Below are 22,646 nucleotides of genomic sequence, written 5' to 3' on the forward strand. Positions count from 1 at the left end.
CCATCAGATGGGCAGAAGTACTACGGCGTGTAGGGTTCCCGCCTGGTTTTCAGCGCATGTTCCAGGAGCTCGATGCGATCCTGGCCCCAGAACACTTCGCCGTTGAGCACATAGGCCGGAACACCGATGGCATCGGCTGCGACGGCTTCTTCCGAATTTCGCTCGCGAATGGCGGCAACTTCCGGTGACTGCGCGCGTTCCAGAATGGCTTCGGCATCAAAGCCGCAATCATCAAGAAACCCGGCGATGACCTCGCGGTCCGACAGGTCACGTTCATCAGCCCACACGCCGGCAAAAACCTTCTGCATGTATTGAGCTGGCGACTTTCCGGCTTCGACGAGCGCTATGACGGCCTGGTCCGCAAGTGTCGTGTCGACCGGCCAGTGTTTCGGCTTGGTGTTGATCGGCAGACCCCTGAATTCGGCAACCCGTTGCAGTTCGACAAGCCGGTAACGTTGGCGCACCGGCGGGCGCTGTGCCGGCGGTACCGCTCCGGAAACTTCCCAGAGCGCAAAGAGATTTACCGGCTTGTAGTTGATTTCCGCGCCCTGGCGCGCCGCGGCTTCAACCAGTTCTTCATGCCCCAGATAGGTAAAGGGCGAAGCACCGTAAAAATAGTAGTCGATAACCGCCATCATATGATCCCCGTTACGATATGCATTGTCCGGACTATGTCTAGCCGGCTGAAAAGACCCATTGCACTCGAATTAGAACCCGAAGGAGAGCCGGCAAGGCAAGATGGCCGATTTCTTAAAAAAAACGGGCCAGAAGGCCCGTTTTTGTGGTTAATCATGGCGTACCGGTTCAGGCTGCCTGCCCGAGACCGGCCCCGGCACCGAAGCGGCTGTAGAAGCTCTCGCCGTTGGCTGCCATTTCTTTCAGGAGCGGGGTTGGTTTGAAATGCTCACCATGTTTCGTGGCAAGGTCGCCGCACATTTCTACAAAGGCCTTTGCACCCATGCCGTCGATATAGGACAGCGCGCCACCGGTATAGGGCGCGAAGCCGAAGCCGAGGATCGAACCCACATCTGCTTCGCGCGGATCCGTAACGATGCCTTCTTCCATGGTCCTCGCCGCCTCGAGTGCAACGGTCGCAAGGAAGCGTTTCTTGACTTCATCGACACTGACCTCGTCCGGATCCTGTTGCGGATATAGATCCTTCAGGCCCGGCCAGATGTGTTTCTTGGCCGGTTTTGCCGGATAATCGTAGAAGCCCTTGCCGTTTTTGCGGCCAAGACGCCCGTGGCCGTCCACCATCGTGTCGATGAGTTTGACGTGGCGCGGGTCCACCGCGCCTTCGCCGAGATCGGCAATGGTAGCACGATTGACCTTCTGCGAAAGGTCGATGGCGACCTCGTCATTGAGCGCCAGCGGACCAACCGGCATGCCGGCCATCTTGGCGATGTTTTCGATCATTACCGCCGGAATGCCCTCGACAATCATGCTGTAGGCTTCGGTCATGTAACGCATCACGCAGCGATTGACGTAGAAACCGCGTGTGTCGTTGACGACAATCGGCGTCTTCTTGATTGCCTGCACGTAGTCGAGCGCAACGGCAAGAGCCTTGTCGCCGGTCTTTTCGCCGAGAATGATCTCAACCAGCATCATCTTGTCGACCGGTGAGAAGAAGTGGATGCCGACGAAATCGTCAGGACGTTTGGAGTTCTCCGCAAGGCCGGTAATCGGCAATGTCGATGTATTGGAGGCGAATACGGAACCCGGAGCCAGAACGGCTTCGGCTGCTTCCGTCACGGTCTTCTTGATGCCCCGGTCTTCGAACACGGCTTCGACCACCAGTTCAGCGCCGTCAAGCGCCCCATAATCGGCTGTCGGGGTGATCAGCGACAGAAGCTTGTCGGCCTGCTCCTGCGTCATCCGGTTCTTTTTGACCGCTGCGGCGACCAGGTCTTCCGAGTGCGCTTTACCCTTGTCCGCCGCCTCCTGGTCGCGGTCGATCAGCACTACCGGAATACCGGCCTTGGCTGTCGAATAGGCAATGCCCGCACCCATGAAGCCTGCACCGACGACGCCGACCTTGGTGAACTTGGTCTTTTCAACCCCGGCCGGGCGGCGCGCACCCTTGTTGAGATCCTGCAGCGACACGAAAAGCGAACGCACCATCGCGTAGGCTTCTTTCGTCTGCAGGATTTCGGTGAAGTAACGCTGCTCGATACGAAGACCCGTATCGAACGGCACCTGCAGGCCTTCAAAGACGCACTTGATGATGGCATAGGCGGATGGATAATTGCCGTAGCTCTGCTTGCGCAGGTTGGCGGAAACCGCCGGCCAGAGCTGTGCGCCCTGCGGGCTCCAGACATTGCCGCCGGGCAGCTTGAAGCCCTTTTCGTCCCATGGCTGGACGGGTTTCAGCCCGTCGCGGATCATCTGCTTGGCCGTTTCGATCAGTTTTTCCGGCTCCGCGATCTCATGGATGAGGCCGAGGGACTTTGCCTTTTTCGGGCTGAGATTCTGACCGGTGGTCATCATCATCAGTGCGTCCTGCTGATTGGTCAGGCGCGGCACGCGCTGCGTTCCGCCGGCGCCGGGGAAAATGCCGACCTTGACTTCCGGCAGGCCCATCTTGACCGACTTTGCGTCCGCGGCAACACGGCCGTGGCACGACAGCGACAGTTCAAACGCACCGCCCATGCACACGCCGTTGATGGCAGAAACCCAGGGCTTGCCGCATGTCTCGAGCTTGCGGAAGAGGCCGGTCATGCGTCCGACCTGCTCGAACAGCATCTTCGAGGCGCCTTCAGGGTTCTTGGCCTTTTCCTCATGGATGCGTTCGAACATCGATTTCAGCATCGTAAGGTCGGCGCCGCCCGAAAACGTGGATTTTCCGGAAGTGACGACCGCGCCCTTGATTGCATCGTCAGCGACGACCGCATCGACAATGGCGTCGAGTTCGCTCATCACCTCTTCGGTGAAGACATTCATCGATTTGTCCGGCATGTCCCATGTGACAAGGGCGATGCCGTCCGCATCCGTTTCCAGCGTAAAATTCTTGTAGCTCATCTGGTGTTCTTCCCTGTCTATACGCGCTCGATGATGGTTGCAGTGCCCATACCGGCACCGATGCACAATGTGACAAGCGCGGTGTTGAGATCGCGGCGTTCAAGTTCGTCGAGAACCGTTCCGAGGATCATGGCGCCGGTTGCACCGAGCGGATGGCCCATGGCAATGGCGCCGCCATTGACGTTGATCTTGTCGTGCGGAATTTCCAGCGCCTGCATGTAGCGCAGGACAACGGACGCAAAGGCCTCGTTCAGTTCGAACAGGTCGATGTCGTCCAGCGCCATGCCGGCGCGGTCGAGCAGCTTGCGCGTTACGTCGACGGGACCGGTCAGCATCAGCGCCGGGTCGGAGCCGATATTGGAAAAGGCGCGGATCTTGGCACGCGGCTTGAGGCCCATCTTCTTGCCGCCTTCGGCCGAGCCCATCAAAACGGCGGCGGCGCCGTCAACGATACCGGAAGAATTGCCGGCGTGATGAACGTGGTTGATCATCTCGACATCTGGATGCGCCTGAATGGCAACCGCGTTGAAGCCGCCCATTTCGCCGATCATGCCGAAGGAGGCATTGAGCGAGGCAAGGCTCTGCATGTCCGTGCCTGGGCGCATATGCTCGTCATGGTCAAGAATGGTCAGGCCGTTCTGGTCGTTGACGGCAATGACCGAATTCTTGAAATAGCCGCTATCCCAGGCATGGGCCGCACGTTTTTGGCTCTCCACCGAATAGGCATCCACATCATCGCGTGAAAAACCATATTTGGTGGCGATCAGATCCGCCGAAACACCCTGCGGCATGAAATAGGACGGCATGTTGACCGACGGATCCATGAACCAGGCGCCGCCGGACATGCCGAGACCGACGCGGGACATGGATTCGACACCGCCGGTGATCACGATGTCGTCGGCGCCCTGACCGATCTTGGCCGCGCCCATATTGACTGCATCAAGGCCCGAGGCGCAGAAACGGTTGACCTGCATGCCGGGCGCTTCCGTTGCGTAGCCGGCCTCGAATATGGATGCGCGGGCGATGTCGCCGCCGGCTTCCATCACCGGATCGACGCAACCGAAGACAACGTCATCCAAGGTGGATGTATCCAGCTCGTTGCGGTCTCGGATAGCTTCCAGAACCTTCGCGCCAAGCCGCACGGAGGGCACCTCGTGAAGACTTCCGTCTTTCTTGCCGCGCCCTCGGGGGGTGCGCACATGATCATAGATAAAGGCATCAGCCATTGTCGTAGTCTCCTCAAAGGCTCCGTGCGATAAGCAGTTTCATGATTTCATTGGTTCCGCCGTAAATGCGCTGCACGCGCGCATCGCGGAACATGCGTGCGATTGGATATTCGTTCATGTAGCCGTAACCGCCATGCAACTGCAGGCACTCGTCCATCACCTTGCACTGCAGGTCGGTCAGCATGTATTTCGCCATCGACGCGGTCGTCGGGGTCAGCTCGCCCTTCAGGTGCTGTTCGACGCAGTGATTGACGAAAACGCGCGCCATCGTGGCTTCCGACTTCAGCTCGGCCAGCTTGAACTGGGTATTCTGGAAGTCGAGTACGGTTTTGCCGAATGCCTTGCGCTCGCGCACATAGTCGATGGTCAACGCCAGCGCCCGTTCGATCATGGAGATCGCCTGATTGGCGATCAAAAGACGCTCCTGCGGCAGTTCGGTCATGAGCTGGATGAAGCCCTGGCCCTCTTCCGTGCCGAGCAGATTGGCCGTCGGTATGCGCACGTCGTTGAAGAACAGCTCCGACGTGTCGTTGGCCTTGAGGCCGATCTTGTCGAGATTGCGCCCGCGCTCGAAGCCTTCCACCTCATCCGTTTCGACCACCATGAGCGACGTGCCTTTGGCCCCGGCCGTCGGGTCGGTCTTGACGACGACGATAACGAGATTGGCGTTCTGGCCGTTGGTAATGAAAGTTTTCGACCCGTTGATGACATAGTGATTGCCGTCCTTGCGGGCGGTCGCCTTGACGCCCTGCAGGTCCGATCCGGCGCCGGGCTCGGTCATGGCGATGGCTCCTATCAACTCGCCCGTGGCAAGCCTCGGCAGCCATTTCTGCTTCTGTTCTTCAGATCCGTGATGGAGGATATAAGGCGCGACGATAGCGTTGTGCAGGGCGATGCCAAAACCGTCGACACCGGTATGGCCGATGGCCTCGGTGATGATGGCTTCATGGGCATAAGTGCCGCCGACACCGCCATATTCTTCAGGCATGGACGCGCACAAAAGACCCGCCGCGCCGGCTTTTTCCCAGGCCTGGCGGTCGACGATTTCCTGCTTTTCATAACGCTCGTAGTGGGGGGCGATCTCTTCTTCCATGAACCGGTTGGCCATGTCCTCGAGCATGGTCAGATCGTCGCTCATCCAGTCGGGCCGCGGAACTTCCAAAACCTGTGCGGGCATGGTTGCCATTCAAATTCCTCCAGCAAGAGATCCGGCAGCGCCGGACCTGTCCTATTCAAATGTGGGGCCGTGTTGCCGGGCTGCAAGCCCGGCCGACATCAAAATGCAGCGGCGTCGAGCGCCATGACCGATTCCGAACCGGCCTCGATACGCTGGCGGCGCAGAGTCGTTTCCGGCATGATCCGCTCGAAGAAGAAACGCGCAGTGGTCAGCTTGTTCTGCAGATAGTCGGCGTCGTCGCCGCCGCCATTGAGTTTTTCCTGCGCGACCTTGGCCATGCGGGCCCACATGTAACCGAGCGCAACGACGCCGAAGAGGTGCATGTAATCGGTCGATCCAGCACCGGCATTGTCGGGGTTGGACATGCCGTTCTGCATGAACCACATGGTTGAAGCCTGCAGGTCGCCGAGTCCCTTTTTCAGGCTCTTGGTGAACGGCGCCATCGCCTCGTTGTCGCGGTTTTCCTCACAAAAATCGCCGACTTCCTTGAAATAGGCCATGACGGCCCGGCCGCCGTTCGCGCCGAGCTTGCGGCCGACGAGGTCGAGGGCCTGAATACCGTTGGCGCCTTCATAGATCATCGCGATGCGTGCATCGCGCACATACTGGCTCATGCCCCATTCTTCGATATAGCCGTGTCCGCCATACATCTGCTGGGCAGCGACCGCATTGTCAAAACCGCGGTCGGTCAGTACGCCCTTGAGGATCGGCGTCATCAGGCCGAGCACATCGTTGGCCGCCTGACGGTCCTCTTCGGAATCGGCGCGATGCTTCAGGTCGGAATTCAGCGCCGTCCATAAAAGCAGTGCGCGGCTGGCCTCGTTGAACGACTTTATGGTCATCAGAGTGCGGCGCACATCCGGATGAACGATAATGGGGTCGGCCTTCTTTTCCGGCTCCTTTGCGCCTGTGAGGGCGCGGCCCTGGATGCGCTCGCGGGCATAGTTGGCGGCGTTCTGGCCGGCAATCTCCGATTGGCACAGGCCCTGCAGGCCGACACCGAGGCGGGCTTCGTTCATCATCACGAACATGGCGTTGAGGCCCTTATTGGCCTCGCCGATGAGATAGCCGGTCGCATCGTCATAGTTCATGACGCAGGTCGCATTGCCGTGGATCCCCATCTTTTCTTCGATGGAGCCGCACGAAACGCCGTTGGGGCCGGATACCGAGTTGTCGTCATTGACGTTCAGCTTCGGAACAATGAACAGCGAAATGCCCTTGACGCCGTCCGGCGCGCCCTCGATGCGCGCGAGAACCAGGTGGATGATATTGTCCGACATGTCGTGTTCGCCGGCCGAAATGAAGATCTTCTGGCCGGAAATCCTGTAGCTGCCGTCATCCTGCGGCACTGCCTTGGTGCGCAGGAGGCCGAGATCGGTGCCGCAGTGCGGCTCCGTCAGGTTCATCGTGCCGGTCCAGGATCCCTCGATCATCTTCGGCAACCATTTTGCCTTCTGCTCGTCGCTGCCATGTTCGGTGATGGCCGCGATGGCGCCCTGCGTGAGGCCCGGATACATCATCAGCGCCATATTGGCGGCAGAAAGATATTCGCCAATGGCAGTATGCAGGACCAGCGGCAGGCCCTGGCCACCGTATTCGGGGTCTGCCGAAAGACCCATCCAGCCACCCTCGCGGTATTTGTCATAGGCTTCCTTGAAGCCCTTGGGCGTGGTTACGGTGCCGTCGTCATGGCGCACGCACCCTTCCTGGTCGCCGACCTGGTTAAGCGGCAGCAACACCTCTTCGGCGAGCTTCGAGCCTTCCTGCAGGATTGCTTCGACCACATCAGGCGTCGCATCGGAGAAGCCTGAAAGGTTGTTGTAACGTTCGTAGCCGAGCACGTCGTTGAGAATGAACAGCGTGTCTTTAACCGGGGCCTGATAGCTTGGCATGGGGGTTCTCTCGTCTGGTCCACTGGAGTTGGAAGATGGTTGACGTTCTATACAAATAATTGACGTTTGCGTAAACGTCAAAATTTTTTACACCGAAAATCAGTATCCAGGGCAATTGAAGCACACTCATGACGCGACATCGGGATTGCGTTTCACATCTGCGCGAGCGTTTCTGGCGCATGCCAACGGGAGTGGGGAACGCGACGATTTGGCACGGCGTCGTTAAGAAATTTGCCAAAAAGTAACTTTGGTTAACGGCTTGTTTACCACGTTTCGCGAATGTGCATTTAGCGGCGGTAACTCCCGATTCTCATGTTTTTCGTCATTGAAGGATTACCAAACGCATCGGGGATTTCCGGCGAACCGCCGGCTGTTTTTCCGCATGCGGCCAGAGGTGGGAACCAATAACCGTTCTATTTTGTCGATACGGAAAAAATGATGAACAGATCAAGACCTCCGAAAAACTGGCAAGATCCCCGGCAGACAAATTCGGTAGACATGCTGAACCGGTCGATCGCTGATCTTGAGGCGCGCATCGAATCATTGAACAATCGCGGGCGGCGGCCGGCGGGCAGGTCTGAACAGCCGGCGCCGGCACCAGACAGGGGTAACCAGCAGCGAGCGGCCAATAAGGAGCGCCGTCCGGCGCCACACCAGTTGCCGCAGCGTGAACAGACCGTACCGGTGCAAAGAACCCAGCCACGCAACGCACAGAATCCCGCCATGAGGGAAACAAGCGGCGCCATGCGGGAAATCGCAGAGGCGCTGGTGTCGTTACGAAACGACATGCGCCGCGATGTCGACGAAATGAAAACCATCGCCGACTCCGCGGCAATGCCGCACGGAGTGAGCGAGGAACTGGCGAGACTCGTTTCCAAGATCGAGGCGTTTGAAAATGCCAGGGCCGGCGAAACTGCGCGGGCTGGCATTGACAGTTCCATGTTGCAGGGTGAGCTCGATGAATTGCGCACCCTGGTCGCCGATCTTGCCAGGGAAGACAGCATGCGGCGCCTCGAAACCCGTTGGGATGGGTTTGAGGAGCGCATTTCCGACCTTGACCCGGCCGCCGTACGTGAAGAGCTGATCACGCTCTCCTACAGGCTTGATGACATCAAGTCGTCCATCGGTCAGTTGCCGTCCGCCCTGCCGCTGCATGCGCTTGAAGACAAAATCAAGATGCTGGTCGGAGCTATCGACGCAATGGCGCGCCAGCCGGCCGCGGCAGATCCCGAAGTTGCACGCCAGTTTGCATTGCTCGACGACCGTCTTGACGAGATCAGCCGTGCAATCGTTGCAACCAGCAATGCGCAGGCCTCCGCCGTGGATCGCGAGGTGGTCGACCGGCTGGAACAGCGTCTGGATTCACTGGTTGATCGCATCGGGCAGATCGGCAAGTCCAACCAGACCCAGATCGGGCAGGCCCATCAGGCCCATAATGAGCTTTCGGAGCGTATGGAAGCCTTGACCCGGCGCGTCGAGGAACTGGCCAACGAAGAGGCGATGGGAGCGCTGGCGGAGCGCCTCGACATGCTGACGCACACTCTTGTGCAGCAGTCGGCAACGGATCCGCAACTGATCGCGCAACTGGACGAACTTTCCCGCAAGGTGGATTCGATCGACCTCGATATTGTCAATACGCATCTTGCAGAACAGCTCGGCGAACTTTCGCTGCGCATCGACAACATCAACACCGACCTGACAGCAACAAACAGCAATCAGGACACGATTTACGGGCGCCTTGAGGATCTTGCCGACCGGGTCGAGCAAAGCGCGGCGCGTCAGGCCACTGTTGATTTAAGCCCGCTCGAAATGCGGCTGGCAGAAATCGCCGCCCGTCTGGATGAGCAGCAGGTGCCGCAGGAAAACGACGATGCGGCGATCCGCAACCTGGAAGACCAGATTGCCGGCCTGTCGCGATTGCTTTCCGATCCGCTTCCCCAGCGCGAAAGCACATCGGCTCTCGAGCCGCGCCTGGCAGCGATCGAGGATCATATTTCGACCAGCCACTCCGACAGCCAGGATCTAGTCATTGAGGCCGCACGCCAGGCTGCGGAAACGGCCATCGCCACCTACCAGCAGAACGGCGCTTCGGCCGCTGATATGTCGGCGATCGAGTCGCTTGTCGGCGATCTGAGGTCGCTCGAGGATCTCAGCCGAAAAAGCGAGGAGCGTAGCGCCCGTACAATCGATGCGGTGCACGACACGCTCCTGAAGATCGCCAATCGGCTTGAGAGGCTTGAGGATACTGCGACACATCAGCCAGTGCCGGAACCGCACATGCATGAAACGGCCATTCCCGAGCCGAACATGTATGAAACCGCGATGCATGAACCTCCGGCGCTCAATATCGGTAACGAAGCAGATCCCTATGGCGAGCCGCAGCCCGCAACCGCCGTCTATCCGCCTGAGGAAACAGCGGCGTTTCACACGCACGACGCGACGGAGGAGGAGCTCGACGAGCCCGGTTTTTTTACCGACCATGATGAGGACCTGCCAGAGCTCGATGAAGAGCCGGCAAGCAGATCGCTGTTGTCAGGGCTGAAGCAGCGCATTACCGGTGGATCGCGGTCTAAGATCACCGACGACCATAGGGAACATGCCCTGCAGAACGTTCACGCCGCGCCTTCCATCGATCCGGTCGGCGACATCGATCCGGAAACGGCCAATATGCCGCTTGAACCCGGTTCGGGTGCACCTGATATCAAACGGATCATGGCCAAGGTGCGTGAAGCGCAGACAATGGCCGACGAGGATGCGCCCTTCGCCGCCGAAGCAGAGCAGGCCAGGACCGACAAGGCCGATTTCATTGCCGCCGCCCGCCGCGCAGCACAGGCCGCCGCATCCGAGGCTGCTGAGTTGGAGGCAGTTGCCAATGAAGAAGAGGCAAACAGACCTTCGTTGAAAGACAAACTGGCCAGCCGCCGCAAGCCGATTTTGCTTGCAGCCGGAGCGATCCTTCTGGCGGTCATTTCCTATCCGCTCCTTTCCGGCTTCATGGGCGGAGAGGAAAAGCCCGTACAGTCCGCATCGGTTGAAATGCCGGCCGTGGTAGAGCCGGCTCCCGAACCCATTGCAGAGCCTGTTATCGATGCTGTGGCAGAGCTACCCAAGGTGGAGGTCGTTGAGAACAACGTCGCCGACCCGATCGACCCGGCACCGACACCGGCGCCCGCCATTGCTCCCACACCGGCAGCCGTCGCACCGTCACCAGCCGCCACTGCCGCACCGGCAGCGCCGCAGGTTCTGTCTGCTGACAACGGCATACAGCCGAGCTCGAGCTTCCAGCCGGCGGAGCCCGCATCCGAAACGGAGGTTGCGTCGCTTTCCACCGACGCACCGGCAAAGGCCGTGGAAATCGATATGCCGCCGGAGGCCACCGGTCCGCTCGCACTGCGCGAGGCGGCGGCAAACGGAGACGGGCTTGCCCTTTTTGAGATTGGCGCTCGCTACACCGATGGTCGTGGCGTTCCCGTCGATCTTTCCGAAGCCGCAAAGTGGTATCAGCTGTCGGCGGATATGGGCTTTGCACCGGCTCAGTACCGGCTTGCAAACTTCTACGAGAAGGGAACCGGCGTCGAACGCGATGTCGACAGGGCGCTGACCTGGTATCAGATGGCTGCCGAACAGGGCAATGCAAGCGCGATGCATAATCTCGCCGTGCTTTACGCCATGGGCCGCAAGGGTGTATCTGACTACGATTCCGCCGGAACCTGGTTCACCCGCGCCGCTGATCTCGGCGTCAAGGACAGCCAGTTCAATCTTGCCATCCTGCATGCCCGCGGCAGCGGTGTCCCGCAGGATCTGGAAGAATCCTACAAATGGTTCGCCATTGCTGCAAAAGCCGGCGACAAGGATGCTTCCAAGAAACGCGATGAGGTGGCAAATGCGCTGCGCCCCGAGCAGCTTGAGAGCGCCCGTGCCAAGGTCGAGTTGTGGAAGCCCGCGGCATTGGTTGAAGCTGCGAACTCGGTTCGTATACCGCCGGAGTGGCGCGGAACGGAAACCCGCACCGCCTCGGTGGACATGACCAAGGCCGTCAAAAACATTCAGGCGATCCTGACCAAGAACGGGTTCGACACCGGTGGCATTGACGGCATCATGGGCAACCGCACCGTCGAGGCGATCAAGGCATTCCAGGCCTCCGTCGGACTGGCGCCGACTGGCGAGGTCTCGGACGCCCTGGTCAAGGAACTCATGGCTCGAAACTACTGATCCGCCACCGTGCGGATAGCCGGATAAGCAACGACAGCGAAACTGCCGTCACCCCGCCCGATTGCGGGGTGATTGCTTATTGTCCCGCTACTCACCCGGCAATTCCGTATCCATTTTAACTGTCCTGAAAAACTTACCTCTCTGGCCCCAGTCACAATGATTGACTCGGGGAAACATAAGGCGCATGACAGAACGGGATGCCTGCTGCATTCGGTCACAATAATCTTGGGATACGCGTCTTCGGCCTGACATGAGCATATATCTGCCCATAGCAGAATTGTCTGTAAATGCCTTTATCATTCTGGGTATGGGCGCTGCGGTGGGTTTCCTGTCGGGGATGTTCGGTGTTGGTGGCGGATTTCTCATTACGCCGCTTTTGATTTTCTATAACATTCCGCCCGCCGTGGCTGTTGCGACCGGTGCCAATCAGGTCGTCGCCTCGTCTTTCTCCGGAGCACTTTCCCACTTTCGCCGGGGCACGCTCGACATCAAGCTCGGCCTGACGCTGCTTGGCGGCGGACTGGTGGGCGCCTCGGTCGGCATCTATCTTTTTACGCTGCTGCGAAGTCTGGGACAGCTCGACCTAATCATCTCGCTGTTTTACGTCACGTTCCTGAGTATCGTCGGCGGCCTGATGCTGCTGGAGAGTATCAATTCGCTGCGCCGGGCAGCGGCCAACAAGCCGGTTTCTCTTCGCAAGCCGGGCCAGCACAACTGGGTTCACCGGCTGCCCTTCAAGATGCGCTTCAAGCGGTCGAAGATCTATCTTTCGGTCATTCCGGTCATTGTGCTCGGTTTCGGTATTGGTGTTCTTACCTCGATCATGGGCGTTGGTGGCGGATTCATCATGGTGCCGGCGATGATCTATCTGCTGCGCATACCGACCAATGTCGTTATCGGCACCTCGCTGTTCCAGATCATTTTCGTTACCGCCTTCACGACAATTGTCCAGGCGACGACAAACCAGTCGGTTGATGTTTTTTTGGCGGGCCTTTTGATGATTGCCGGCGTCGTCGGCGCGCAATACGGCGTAAGGGTCGGCCAAAAGCTGCGTGGTGAGCAATTGCGTGCCCTGCTGGCATTGCTGGTGCTCGCGGTCGGCGTCCGTCTCGCACTCGACCTGGTCCTCACCCCCGATGAACTCTATTCGGTCGTTACGACCAAGGAAGGGTTCTGATGCGGTGGCCTTCAGAAATAAAGGCACTGCTGGCCGCATTGCTGCTGGTTCTTGTTGCTGCAGTGGGCGTAAAGGCGGCTAACGAAAAGCTCGATATTGGCATTTCGACCAATGAAATAGCCATTACCTCCGATTTCGCCGGCGCCGACCTGATCGTATTCGGCGCGCTGGACAACGCCGATCCGCTGCTTCTACAACTCGGTCAGTACGATATCATCGTTGCCCTCGAGGGGCCGCCAAAGGAAACCGTCGTCCGCAAGAAGGACCGGGTTTTTGGCATCTGGATCAATCGCTACTCCATGCGTTTCGAGCCTGCGCCGGCCTCCTATTCGATTTCCAGCACCCTGCCCATCAACCGCATTACCAAGGAGATCGAGCTCAGCGGCCGAACGATCGGCATCGAGCACATTCACCTGACCCCGGCGGGAAATGTCGGGGACGGCACACGTGTGCCTGAATTTAAAAGCGCGTTGCTCAGGCTGCGGGTCGAGGACGGGCTTTACCAGAGCGAGCCCGTGGGGGTCGAATTCGTCAGCTCAAGCCTGTTTCGTGCAACACTGCGGTTGCCGGCCAGCATACCGGTTGGAGAGCACAGGCTGCGGGCATTCCTGTTCAAAAACAACGAATTCGTCATGGAACGGAATTTGCGGCTGCGGGTCGTCAAGACCGGCATTGAGCAGTTCGTGTTTGAGCTCGCCCATCAGCAGGCGTTCCTCTATGGTCTGCTGGCGGTCGGTCTCGCCATGATAACCGGTTGGCTGGCCAGCGTCATTTTCCGAAAAGACTGAACTGCGGCGGCCGGTTTTATCCGATAAGCCGGTCGAACGGCACCGAATAGATCCTGTCGCGGCCAAGCAGATGGGCGGTGAGCCGGCGCCGCTCGAAAAGTCCCTGGAAAGCATTGTTCCGCAGGTTGAGGCCGCCGGTTGTCACTCCGAAAGACGGCATGATCAGGCGTTGTCCGTCCGATGCGAAACAGGGGCGCCGGACGCCCTTGCCCCGGCGCACGACACGCGCCGCCGGATGCAGATGCCCGGCGACTTCGCCCGCCGCCTCGGCGGCATTCGCCGCCGGCTCGTGGCGAAAGCACAGCCCGTCGAGATAAAGTTCGCTGACACAGTCGCCGCCCAGCCCTTCGGGATGATCCGGATCATGGTTGCCGGCAATCCAGAACCAGTGGCGCCCGGCCATCAGGTTCGAAATCTGCTCCTGGTGCTGGCCGGGCAGGGCTGCGGCACCCTGGCGGTCGTGAAAACTGTCGCCGAGACAGATGACGCAGGCCGGCCGGTAGCGGCTTACAACGGCCGTGACGAGTTTCAGCGTCTGCGCCGTGTCATAGGGCGGCAGCATCATGCCCCGGCGGGCAAAAGCGGCACCCTTTTCAAGATGCAGGTCGGAAACGATCAGCGTGGCGCTTTGCGGCAGGAACAGCGCGCCGAGCGGATCGCAAACGGCTGCGGTTTCACTGATTTCGATTTCGGCGGTCTGGATCATCTCGTCGGCGATCAATGCTTGTGCGGCACTTGCCCTGTTCATGAAACCCGTTTCCCCGCATCTTAGCCGCTGCCCATCGCTTCGGCGATAATCTCGTCCGCCGCCTCGGCCAGAATGTCGTCCTGCGCCTCGCCGGACACCGGTTCCTTGCCGATCTCCAGCATGACGGGGACGGCGAGGGGCGATATCCGGTTCAGCCGGTTCAAAACGATTCGGCCTTTGATTCGCGACAGCATATCCGCTAGCCGCCGAATATCCAGTAGCCCGCTTGCCGCGTCATGCCGTGTTGCCTGCAAGAGAATGTGATCGGGTTCGTGGCTGCGCAGGACGTCATAGACAAGATCGGCCGATACCGTGACCTGCCGCCCGGTTTTTTCCTTGCCCGGATGCCGGCGTTCGATAAGCCCGGAAATGAGAGCGCAGTTTCGGAATGTGCGTTTGAGCATCCATGATTCAGCAAGCCACGCTTCGAGGTCGTCACCCAGCATGTCTTCGTCAAACAGTGCGGCAAGTGAGAGTTCGCCGCGTTCGAACATGAGTCCCATGTCCCGCAGGCCCCAAACGGCCATCGCATAGTCGGTGGCAACGAAACCGAGCGGTCTGGCCCGCGCCCGCTCCAGTCGCCGGGTCAAAAGCATGCCCAGCGTCTGATGCGCCAGCCTTCCCTCAAACGGATACATCAGCATGTAATACCGGTCGCCCTGCGGAAATGTTTCGATAAGCAATTCGCCGCGCGACGGCAATACCGATTTCTGCCGCTGGATTTCCAGCCATTCGCGCACCTGCGGCGGCAGCGCACGCCAGGTGTCCGGATCGCCAAGCATGGTGCGGACCTGATCGGCCAGATAGGTCGAAAGCGGAAACTTGCCGCCGGCATAGGCCGGTATTTTCGGGCTGCCGGCGCCGCCCTTTGAGACGATGCACTCGTTTTCACGGATACCCTCGAAACGCAGAACCTTGCCGGCGAAAAGGAATGTGTCGCCGGGAGAAAGCATTTCGACGAAGGATTCTTCGACTTTGCCGAGAACGGGCCCGCCGCGCACATTTGTGCCGCGCCCCGAGTGCCGTGTCAGGCGTATCTTCAGTTCCGGAGCTTCGATGATTGTGCCGATATTGAGCCGGTACTGCTGGGCGATACGCGGATTGGCGACCCGCCAGGTTCCGTCCTTCGTCAGCCGGATGCGGGCGTACCGGTCGTAGGTTTTAAGCGCATAGCCGCCGGTCGCGACAAAATCGACGACACGGTCGAACTGCTCGCGCTCGAGTGCACTGTAGGGCGAGGCTGATTTGACTTCCTCATAGAGATCGTCCGCTGTAAACGGCGCCGCGCAGGCCATGCCGAGCACATGCTGGGCAAGCACATCATAGGTGCCGATACCCACGGGCGGCGTGTCCTGTGCTCCAAGATAATTGGCATCGAGCGCCGCCTGGCACTCCATCACTTCGAAGCGGTTGGCCGGCACGAGTATGGCGCGGCTCGGTTCATCCATGCGGTGATTGGACCGGCCAATGCGCTGTGCAAGGCGGCTTGCCCCCTTGGGCGCGCCGACATGGACGACGAGATCGACATCGCCCCAGTCGATGCCGAGATCCAGCGTCGAAGTGGCAACCACGGCCCGCAGGCGGTTATCGGCCATGGCCGCTTCCACCTTCCGCCGCTGGCTTGCGTCGAGCGATCCGTGATGCAGCGCTATCGGCAGGTCATCCTCGTTGATCCGCCATAATTCGCGAAACAAAAGTTCGGCCTGGCTGCGCGTATTGACGAAGAGGAGGGTAGTTCTGTGTTCGCCGATCGCCTGGTAGACATCGGCCATCGCATAGCGCGCCGAATGGCCTGACCACGGCACATGTTCGTCGGTTTCCAATATGCTGATTTGCGGCTTGGCTCCGCCTTCGACGACAATCCGCTCGGACAGGTTCGCGCCCTTTGATCCGCTCTGCGGCATCAGCCAGGCCTGCAGGGCTTCGGGATCCGCGACCGTTGCCGACAATCCGATAGTCTGCAGGTCGGGGCAATGTTTGCGTAGCCGGGCAAGCCCTAGCGACAGCAGATGACCGCGCTTGGAAGTGACCAGCGAGTGCAATTCGTCGAAAATGACAAATTTCAGCCCGTCAAACAGAGTATCTGCCTCGCGGCTGGCAATCAGCAAGGCAATCTGCTCGGGCGTCGTAAGCAGAATATCGGGCGGGTTGCGTTTCTGGCGCTGCCGCTTCGACTGCGGCGTGTCGCCGGTCCTTGTTTCGACGCGCACCGGCAGTTCCATCTCGGCAACGGGCGTTGCAAGGTTGCGCTCGATGTCGATTGCCAGAGCTTTCAGCGGCGAAACATAGAGGGTGTGAATACCCTGCCGCGCAGATGAACGTGCCGCGCCTGGTTTGCGCTTTTCTTCCTTCAGGGTGATGTCGACAAGCGAAGGCAGAAAGCCGGCAAGCGTCTTGCCGGCGCCGGTCGGTGCGATCAGCAGCGACGAGCTTCCTGCATCGGCTTTTTCAAGTAACGCCAGCTGATGCGGCCGCGGTTGCCAGCCGCGCTTGCCAAACCAGCCGGAAAAGGGTTCGGGCAGGCCGGTTTCCGCACTGGCGGGCTTTTTCCCAGAATCATCGTTCACTCGGAAACGTTAGACCAAGACGGGTCTCGGAAAAATGGCTTTGTCGGGTCGAATGAAGCTGTTGAACCGTCGGCAAATAGCGATTACCTATTGCACAACCAACATGGAGTATCGCCGAATGTCCGGCAAGCTGACCCGATTTTTGGGTGACACACCCGGCCGCACCGTCGTCAAGCTGATCGTGATTTCGTTCATCGTCGGCGCGGTGATGAGCGCATTTCACTGGTATCCGATCGACGTTGTCTATGCGATCCGCGATTTCCTGGTCAATGTCTGGAATCTGGGCTTTGCCGCGCTTGGACGCTTTGGCGACTATCTGTTACTTGGTGCGGTCATCGTCGTTCCGGTATTTCTGGTCATGCGGGTATTGAGTTACCGTCGATAGGCCGTAATAACATCAAGCCTGCATCGCACAGCAATTGAATAATCCCTGCCCGGCAGCAGCGGGGGACCACACGACACTTTTCGCAGGAGAGGCAACCGATCGAAGCGTCGGCAGGAAACACGGCCGTTCAGCGGCCATTTACCGTCAGCCACCGGCTTGTCCTTTCGATCGCCGTTCCGATGACGCTCGCCTATCTGACAACCCCGCTGCTTGGGCTTGTGGACATGGCAGTGGTCGGCCGTCTCGGCGATCCGGCGCTGATCGGCGGCCTTGCGATCGGGGCGATAATTTTCGATGTGGTCTTTACGACCCTGAACTTCCTGAGGGCATCAACAACCGGTCTGGTTGCGCAGGCTTTCGGCAGCGGCGACACCCGGGAAGAACAAGCCGTTTTCTGGCGTTCCGTGATCATTGGTTTTGCCTGTGGCGTCGCCGTCCTCATATTGTCGCCGCTGATTATCTGGGCCGGAATCTGGGCCATGGCGCCCGGCGAGGCCGTGCGCAAAGCAACGCAAGTCTACGTTTCTATCCGCATCGTTTCTGCGCCGGCAACGCTGGTAAACTATGCTATTCTCGGTTTTCTGCTTGGCCGCGGACAGGCAATCGCAGGCCTTCTTTTACAAACGCTGATCAATGGCACCAACATAGCACTCTCTGTCTATTTGGGGCTTCATCTTGAATGGGGCATCGCTGGTGTTGCCTGGGCAACGGTGACCGGTGAGGCGATCGGAGCCGTGATTGGCTTTGCGTTCGTGTATTTCCGCCTGGACAAATCGGCTCGTCCCGGTTGGCGGGCGGTTTTTGACCGGCCCTCCATTGTCAGGCTGATGTCACTCAACCGCGACATCATGATCCGGTCTTTTGCGCTGCTGATCGCCTTTGCACTGTTTGTGCGCCAGGGTGCGCAATTCGGACCGGTAACCCTTGCCGCCAACGCAGTCCTGATGAATTTTTTCATGGTCGCGGGCTACTATCTCGACGGATTTGCCACCGCCGCCGAACAGCTTGCGGGGCGTGCCGTCGGCGCAAATTACCGGCCCGCCTTTGATCGTGCCGTCAGGTTGACGCTGTTTTGGGGAACGGGGCTGGCTGCGCTGACGACGCTGTTTTTCCTGGTTTCGGGAGAAATGGTGATTGATTTCCTGACAACGTCGGAAGATGTGCGGGCGGAAGCGCGCAAATACATCGTCTGGGCCGCACTGACCGCACTGGCAGGTGTTCTGGCATTCGAGATGGATGGCGTTTTCATCGGCGCCACATGGTCGCGGGACATGCGCAATATGATGCTTCTTTCACTGGCGCTTTTTGGCGCCCTCCTGCTGACATTGGTACCGGCTGTTGGAAATCACGGGTTGTGGCTGGCTTTGCTGGCGTTTTTGGGCGCGCGCGGTTTTTCACTCTATGCCATGCTCGGGGTACGTGCGGACAGGGCCTTCCCGCCCGCAAGGCCGGTTTAGCCGGCGGGCCGTCAACAGGCTCTCTCCGTCTGGTTTGGACTCGGGAAAAATAAACGCAATTTCAACGCATTGGGTCTAGGGTCACGGCATCCGGCGACTTTGCGCCGCGGCGGCATCGATCTGGTCGGCATATGATTGAATATATAAATGTGTAGCAACCGCAGATAAAAATCAATCAAAATGAACAATCATGCAGAGTGCGGATTGCAAGTGAAGATAAATGTGAGAATCAAATTCTCTTGATTCAAAATACAACTTGTCGGTGTTGTGGAAAAAACTTACGAAATATTAATATTCGCTGTTCAATTGTCCATAAAACAGTCGCAAAATAGATGTAATATTTGTGTTAGATTGCCGGAAGGCGCGCTGAAGCGGTTCGAGTCGATGACCGTCTGCAAGACGGGGCACGGCCCCAATGCAGGGATAGCCGCAGGGAAGAGACCATGGATAAAAGCGTGGCAGCCATTCGCCAGATAGTGGCGGAGATATTGCTCGTTCCCATCGAGCGGGTTGATTGCCATTGCGCGCTATCGCAATTGCCGGCATGGGACAGTCTTACCCATATGACCTTGCTGCTGGTGATCGAGGAAAAAATCGGGCAGCGGCTTGCGATTGAGCAGGTGGGAAGTTCGAGTTCCGTTGTGGATGTCGCTGAACTTTTGAATGAAACCCACCCCACCCTTCACTGAATAAGAAACGCTCCGATTTATTGAGGCATCGGTCTGGATACCCATTCTTCCGTGCGCGTGTCGCGCAGTTCTGTAATGGAAGCAACGTTCCGCTCCGCGACCAGTTCCGAAAGCCCGGTCAGAATTGCGCGCACCAGCCCGGGACCCTGATAGACAAATCCGGTATAGAGTTGCACGAGGTCGGCGCCGGCACGGATTTTTTCCAGCGCTGCCGCAGCCGAATCCACACCGCCAACCCCGACGATCGTCATCGACGGGCCAACGAGCTTGCGCAGTTTTGCCAGAACGATGGTCGAGCGCTCAAATAGCGGCCTGCCGGATACGCCGCCGGCCTGCCCGATATGCCGGTCGTCGCTCAGTCCGCTGCGCGAAAGCGTCGTATTGGAGATGATCAGCCCGTCAAGAGCGTGTTCAAGCGCCAGTTCGGCGATATCCTCAAGATCACCCGCCGCAAGGTCGGGCGCCACTTTAAGGAATATCGGTTTTCTTGCATGACCTTGCGCGATCTCGACGCTGCGGGCCGCAAGGACCGCCTCCAGCAGTGCCGCAAGGCTGTTTTTGGCCTGCAGGTCCCGCAGCCCCGGTGTGTTGGGCGAGGAAATATTGACGGTGAAATAGTCTGCTACGGCATAAAAGACTTCAATTCCAAGAGCATAGTCGGCGATCCGGTGTTCAGAATCCTTGTTCGCGCCGACATTCACGCCGATCGGACCGGGCCTGTCGCCCTTGATCGCATTCAGTCTCTCAAGCACCACAGCATGGCCGTCATTGTTGAAACCGAATCGGTTGATCACCGCTTGATCCGCCGGCAGGCGAAATATCCGCGGCTTGGGGTTTCCCGGCTGCGGTTTCGGCGTCACGGAGCCGATTTCCGTAAATCCGAATCCGAGACGAAGCACTTCCATCGGCACTTCGGCATTCTTGTCGAATCCTGCCGCGATACCGAGCGGATTGCTGAAGGAAAGGCCGGCCGTCTTTACCGCCAGGCGCGCATCCAGCGCCGCCGGACATCCGGGCAGGGCACCCGATTTCAGGGCGAGGATGGACAGTTTGTGGGCGATTTCCGGCTCAAGCGTGAAGAGTGCTCGGCGGGCAATGGTGTAGAAAAGATCCATATTCAATCCAGATCGGGCAATACGTGTTTGCCGTCCTTGCCAAGCGGCATCGCTTTCACCCACAGCACACCATCCACGGGCAACGGCGCGTATAGGTGCGGAAAGAGGTCGCCGCCGCGGGAAGGTTCGTATCGCAATGTGTCACCGAAAACACTGCCGTCAACGGCAATGAGAAGCAGATCCTTCTGCCCGGCAAAATGCAGCGCCGCCGTGTCGGCAACCTGCTCGGCGGTGGAAAAGTGAATGTAGCCGTCCCGGAGGTCGATGGGTGCGCCTTTGAACGCACCGGTGTCCTGTGCGCTATGCCACAATTCCTGTGGCACGATCTTATAAATGTGTTTCGGCATATTGATCCAGTTCGTTCACTCGGGATTTAATGGCGGCCTCATTCTGCCACCATCGCAATTCTGGCACGATTATCAGCTACCTACATGGTTGATTCGAATAAATCACCGGGGACGCGTCTAAAATGAACCGAAATCTTCCAGTGATCTCACTCACCGCGGCAGGACTTGCTGTGCTGCTGTGCACAACAATGGCCGCCGCACAGGAAGGACGGTTCGTCATGGAGCGCACAGACAGCGGATTTATCCGGCTCGATTCCTATACTGGCGAAATTTCGGTTTGCACTGATACGGACGGCCAGATCGTCTGTCGCATGGCTGCGGATGAACGGCATGCGCTGGAAGAGCAGATCGATCTGCTGGAGGACCGGATCGCCGAGATGGAAAAGGTAATCGATGGACAAACATCCGAGCGACAGAATCATCTGCCGACGGACGAGGAAATCGATCGCACATTCGGGATCATGGAAAAGATGATGCGGCGTTTTCTCGGTGTGATTGAGGAATTCGACAGGGAAAATGAGGAAAATACACCGAGCGAACCGAAACCGGAAAAAACGAACACCAATTAAACATTTGTTTATTGGAAATGATAAACATACCATTATATTAGCGGTTTAACAGACCTACAGACCATGCCGGGGCGGATGGCATAATTGCGAGGTAACCTGCCGTATTCCAATTGGGGTACATCGGAAGCCTCCATTGGAGGACCGCCCACGTGGCCAGCTACTTTCTGGACGAAAACACCAAAGACGGCGCACGCGAAGTTCATGCCGACGGTTGTTGCCGCCTGCCGGATTTTTATCACAGAATCTATCTGGGCGAGTACAGTAGCGTTCAACAGGCGCTCCGCAAGGCCGTCCTCCTCCATGACAGGGTCTATGCATGCTCTGACTGCTGCAGCGAAAAGGCTGTGCCGCAGTCCCCCGGTCCGGTGCTGCAGGCCTCCTGAAACCAGCTCGATTCGTTCGTTTCCCGCATTTGCGGCAACGGGCCGTAAAAGAATTTTCTTTTCGCGGACCGGTAAGCCCGGTAGCATTATGGCGTGCAAAGCGATATGCACGGCTTATTGGAATGAATTGCCTGTCTGAGCGGCGGGAGGACGAAGTGTCTTTCAGGCAAGGCGGGCCTCTGGGAGGGGGCGAGCGAATTGGCAAGAACATTTATCATAGCAGATGACCATCCGCTCTTTCGCGGTGCACTGAGGCAGGCGCTGGCCGGAATTGAAGATGGATTGGAAATTGTTGAAGCAGGCGATTTTGGCGCGGCGCGTGCCGCTGCGGCACAGCACCCGGAAGCGGATTTGTTATTGCTTGATCTGACCATGCCGGGCGTCAGCGGTCTTTCCGGGCTGATTTCTTTGCGGGCTGAATATGTAAGCCTCCCGGTTGTGGTTGTTTCCGCATCCGACGATCAGGCGACAGTCCGCCGTGCAATCGACCTTGGAGCTTCCGGGTTCATTTCAAAGTCCGGCAGTATCGATGATATCCGTGACGGTATCCGCGCGGTCCTTGCCGGAGATGTGTGGACACCACGCGATTTTGAACTCGGGCCGGAACAGGATCCGGAGATCGCCGATCTCATCAAACGGCTGCAGACGCTGACACCGCAACAGAGCAGGGTGCTCGGCATGTTGGCGGAAGGACTGTTGAACAAGCAGATTGCCTATGAGCTCGGCGTTTCCGAGGCGACCATCAAGGCGCATGTGTCTGCTGTCCTTCAAAAGCTGGCTGTAGACAGCCGCACCCAGGCGGTCATACAGCTTTCGAAAATCGGTACCGACGCGCTCGACAACGAATCCGGTCCGGTAACCTGAACAGGGCCACCACCCGGCAAAACCCGACGGCA

At 58.7% G+C, this 22,646-nt stretch carries 18 protein-coding genes; 9 read left to right on the plus strand and 9 right to left on the minus strand.

Annotated features, from left to right (window positions below):
* Window positions 1–20 precede the first annotated feature (20 nt).
* The 5 genes from ABVT35_RS00225 to ABVT35_RS00245 form a co-directional block, all read right to left on the minus strand.
* Window positions 21–638, minus strand: coding sequence for a 2-hydroxychromene-2-carboxylate isomerase (locus tag ABVT35_RS00225; RefSeq protein WP_368463998.1), 618 nt, complete (start codon window positions 636–638; stop codon window positions 21–23).
* A gap of 166 nt (window positions 639–804) precedes the next feature.
* Window positions 805–3,018, minus strand: coding sequence for a 3-hydroxyacyl-CoA dehydrogenase NAD-binding domain-containing protein (locus tag ABVT35_RS00230; protein WP_368464000.1), 2,214 nt, complete (start codon window positions 3,016–3,018; stop codon window positions 805–807).
* Window positions 3,019–3,035: 17 nt separating this feature from the next.
* The gene (locus ABVT35_RS00235; RefSeq protein WP_368464002.1) at window positions 3,036–4,244 is read right to left on the minus strand and encodes an acetyl-CoA C-acetyltransferase; all 1,209 of its coding nucleotides are present in this window, start codon (window positions 4,242–4,244) and stop codon (window positions 3,036–3,038) included.
* A gap of 13 nt (window positions 4,245–4,257) precedes the next feature.
* Window positions 4,258–5,430 carry an acyl-CoA dehydrogenase family protein gene (locus tag ABVT35_RS00240; protein WP_368464004.1) on the minus strand — a complete coding sequence of 391 codons (1,173 nt, stop codon included), beginning with the start codon at window positions 5,428–5,430 and terminating at the stop codon, window positions 4,258–4,260.
* Between the two features lie 89 nt (window positions 5,431–5,519).
* Window positions 5,520–7,313: an acyl-CoA dehydrogenase C-terminal domain-containing protein gene (locus tag ABVT35_RS00245; protein WP_368464006.1), complete on the minus strand. Its 1,794-nt coding sequence runs from the start codon at window positions 7,311–7,313 to the stop codon at window positions 5,520–5,522.
* Between the two features lie 723 nt (window positions 7,314–8,036).
* Between ABVT35_RS00245 and ABVT35_RS00250 the strand changes: the two genes are divergently transcribed.
* The 3 genes from ABVT35_RS00250 (at window position 8,037) to ABVT35_RS00260 (ending at window position 13,490) form a co-directional block, all read left to right on the plus strand.
* Window positions 8,037–11,525: a peptidoglycan-binding protein gene (locus ABVT35_RS00250; RefSeq protein ID WP_368464008.1), complete on the plus strand. Its 3,489-nt coding sequence runs from the start codon at window positions 8,037–8,039 to the stop codon at window positions 11,523–11,525.
* Between the two features lie 250 nt (window positions 11,526–11,775).
* Window positions 11,776–12,702: a sulfite exporter TauE/SafE family protein gene (locus tag ABVT35_RS00255; RefSeq protein ID WP_368464010.1), complete on the plus strand. Its 927-nt coding sequence runs from the start codon at window positions 11,776–11,778 to the stop codon at window positions 12,700–12,702.
* A complete protein-coding gene (locus ABVT35_RS00260; protein WP_368464011.1) occupies window positions 12,702–13,490 on the plus strand; it encodes a TIGR02186 family protein in 789 nt (262 codons plus the stop codon). The genes ABVT35_RS00255 and ABVT35_RS00260 overlap by 1 nt, the downstream gene beginning before the upstream one ends.
* A 16-nt stretch (window positions 13,491–13,506) precedes the next feature.
* Here ABVT35_RS00260 and pdeM read toward each other — a convergent pair whose 3' ends face one another.
* A complete protein-coding gene (gene pdeM, locus ABVT35_RS00265; RefSeq protein ID WP_368466233.1) occupies window positions 13,507–14,196 on the minus strand; it encodes a ligase-associated DNA damage response endonuclease PdeM in 690 nt (229 codons plus the stop codon).
* Window positions 14,197–14,258: 62 nt separating this feature from the next.
* Complete coding sequence (locus ABVT35_RS00270) at window positions 14,259–16,805, minus strand: ligase-associated DNA damage response DEXH box helicase (RefSeq protein ID WP_368464013.1); 2,547 nt, start codon at window positions 16,803–16,805, stop codon at window positions 14,259–14,261.
* Window positions 16,806–16,923: 118 nt separating this feature from the next.
* Here ABVT35_RS00270 and ABVT35_RS00275 point away from each other — a divergent pair, with 118 nt between their 5' ends.
* The 3 genes from ABVT35_RS00275 to ABVT35_RS00285 all read left to right on the plus strand — a co-directional run bounded on the left by ABVT35_RS00275 (window position 16,924) and on the right by ABVT35_RS00285 (window position 19,336).
* Complete coding sequence (locus ABVT35_RS00275) at window positions 16,924–17,190, plus strand: DUF6460 domain-containing protein (protein ID WP_368464015.1); 267 nt, start codon at window positions 16,924–16,926, stop codon at window positions 17,188–17,190.
* 179 nt (window positions 17,191–17,369) lie between these two features.
* Entirely contained in the window at window positions 17,370–18,647 is a 1,278-nt protein-coding gene (locus tag ABVT35_RS00280; RefSeq protein ID WP_368464017.1) for an MATE family efflux transporter, read from the plus strand.
* A gap of 443 nt (window positions 18,648–19,090) precedes the next feature.
* On the plus strand, window positions 19,091–19,336 hold the full coding sequence (locus ABVT35_RS00285; RefSeq protein WP_368464019.1) for a phosphopantetheine-binding protein: 246 nt from the start codon (window positions 19,091–19,093) through the stop codon (window positions 19,334–19,336).
* Between the two features lie 17 nt (window positions 19,337–19,353).
* Here ABVT35_RS00285 and ABVT35_RS00290 read toward each other — a convergent pair whose 3' ends face one another.
* Together ABVT35_RS00290 and ABVT35_RS00295 are read right to left on the minus strand one after the other, a co-directional pair.
* A complete protein-coding gene (locus tag ABVT35_RS00290; protein ID WP_368464020.1) occupies window positions 19,354–20,451 on the minus strand; it encodes a quinone-dependent dihydroorotate dehydrogenase in 1,098 nt (365 codons plus the stop codon).
* A gap of 2 nt (window positions 20,452–20,453) precedes the next feature.
* Window positions 20,454–20,798, minus strand: coding sequence for a DUF952 domain-containing protein (locus tag ABVT35_RS00295; protein ID WP_368464022.1), 345 nt, complete (start codon window positions 20,796–20,798; stop codon window positions 20,454–20,456).
* Between the two features lie 122 nt (window positions 20,799–20,920).
* Here ABVT35_RS00295 and ABVT35_RS00300 point away from each other — a divergent pair, with 122 nt between their 5' ends.
* The 3 genes from ABVT35_RS00300 to ABVT35_RS00310 all read left to right on the plus strand — a co-directional run bounded on the left by ABVT35_RS00300 (window position 20,921) and on the right by ABVT35_RS00310 (window position 22,614).
* Window positions 20,921–21,367: a hypothetical protein gene (locus ABVT35_RS00300; protein ID WP_368464024.1), complete on the plus strand. Its 447-nt coding sequence runs from the start codon at window positions 20,921–20,923 to the stop codon at window positions 21,365–21,367.
* A 149-nt stretch (window positions 21,368–21,516) separates the two neighbouring features.
* Window positions 21,517–21,750: a hypothetical protein gene (locus ABVT35_RS00305; protein WP_368464026.1), complete on the plus strand. Its 234-nt coding sequence runs from the start codon at window positions 21,517–21,519 to the stop codon at window positions 21,748–21,750.
* Window positions 21,751–21,948: 198 nt separating this feature from the next.
* Window positions 21,949–22,614, plus strand: a complete 666-nt coding sequence (locus ABVT35_RS00310) for a response regulator (RefSeq protein ID WP_368464028.1) — start codon at window positions 21,949–21,951, stop codon at window positions 22,612–22,614.
* Window positions 22,615–22,646: the final 32 nt, after the last annotated feature.

Origin of the sequence: Hoeflea sp. TYP-13 (genome assembly GCF_040932035.1) — a bacterium.
Taxonomy (GTDB): domain Bacteria; phylum Pseudomonadota; class Alphaproteobacteria; order Rhizobiales; family Rhizobiaceae; genus Hoeflea_A.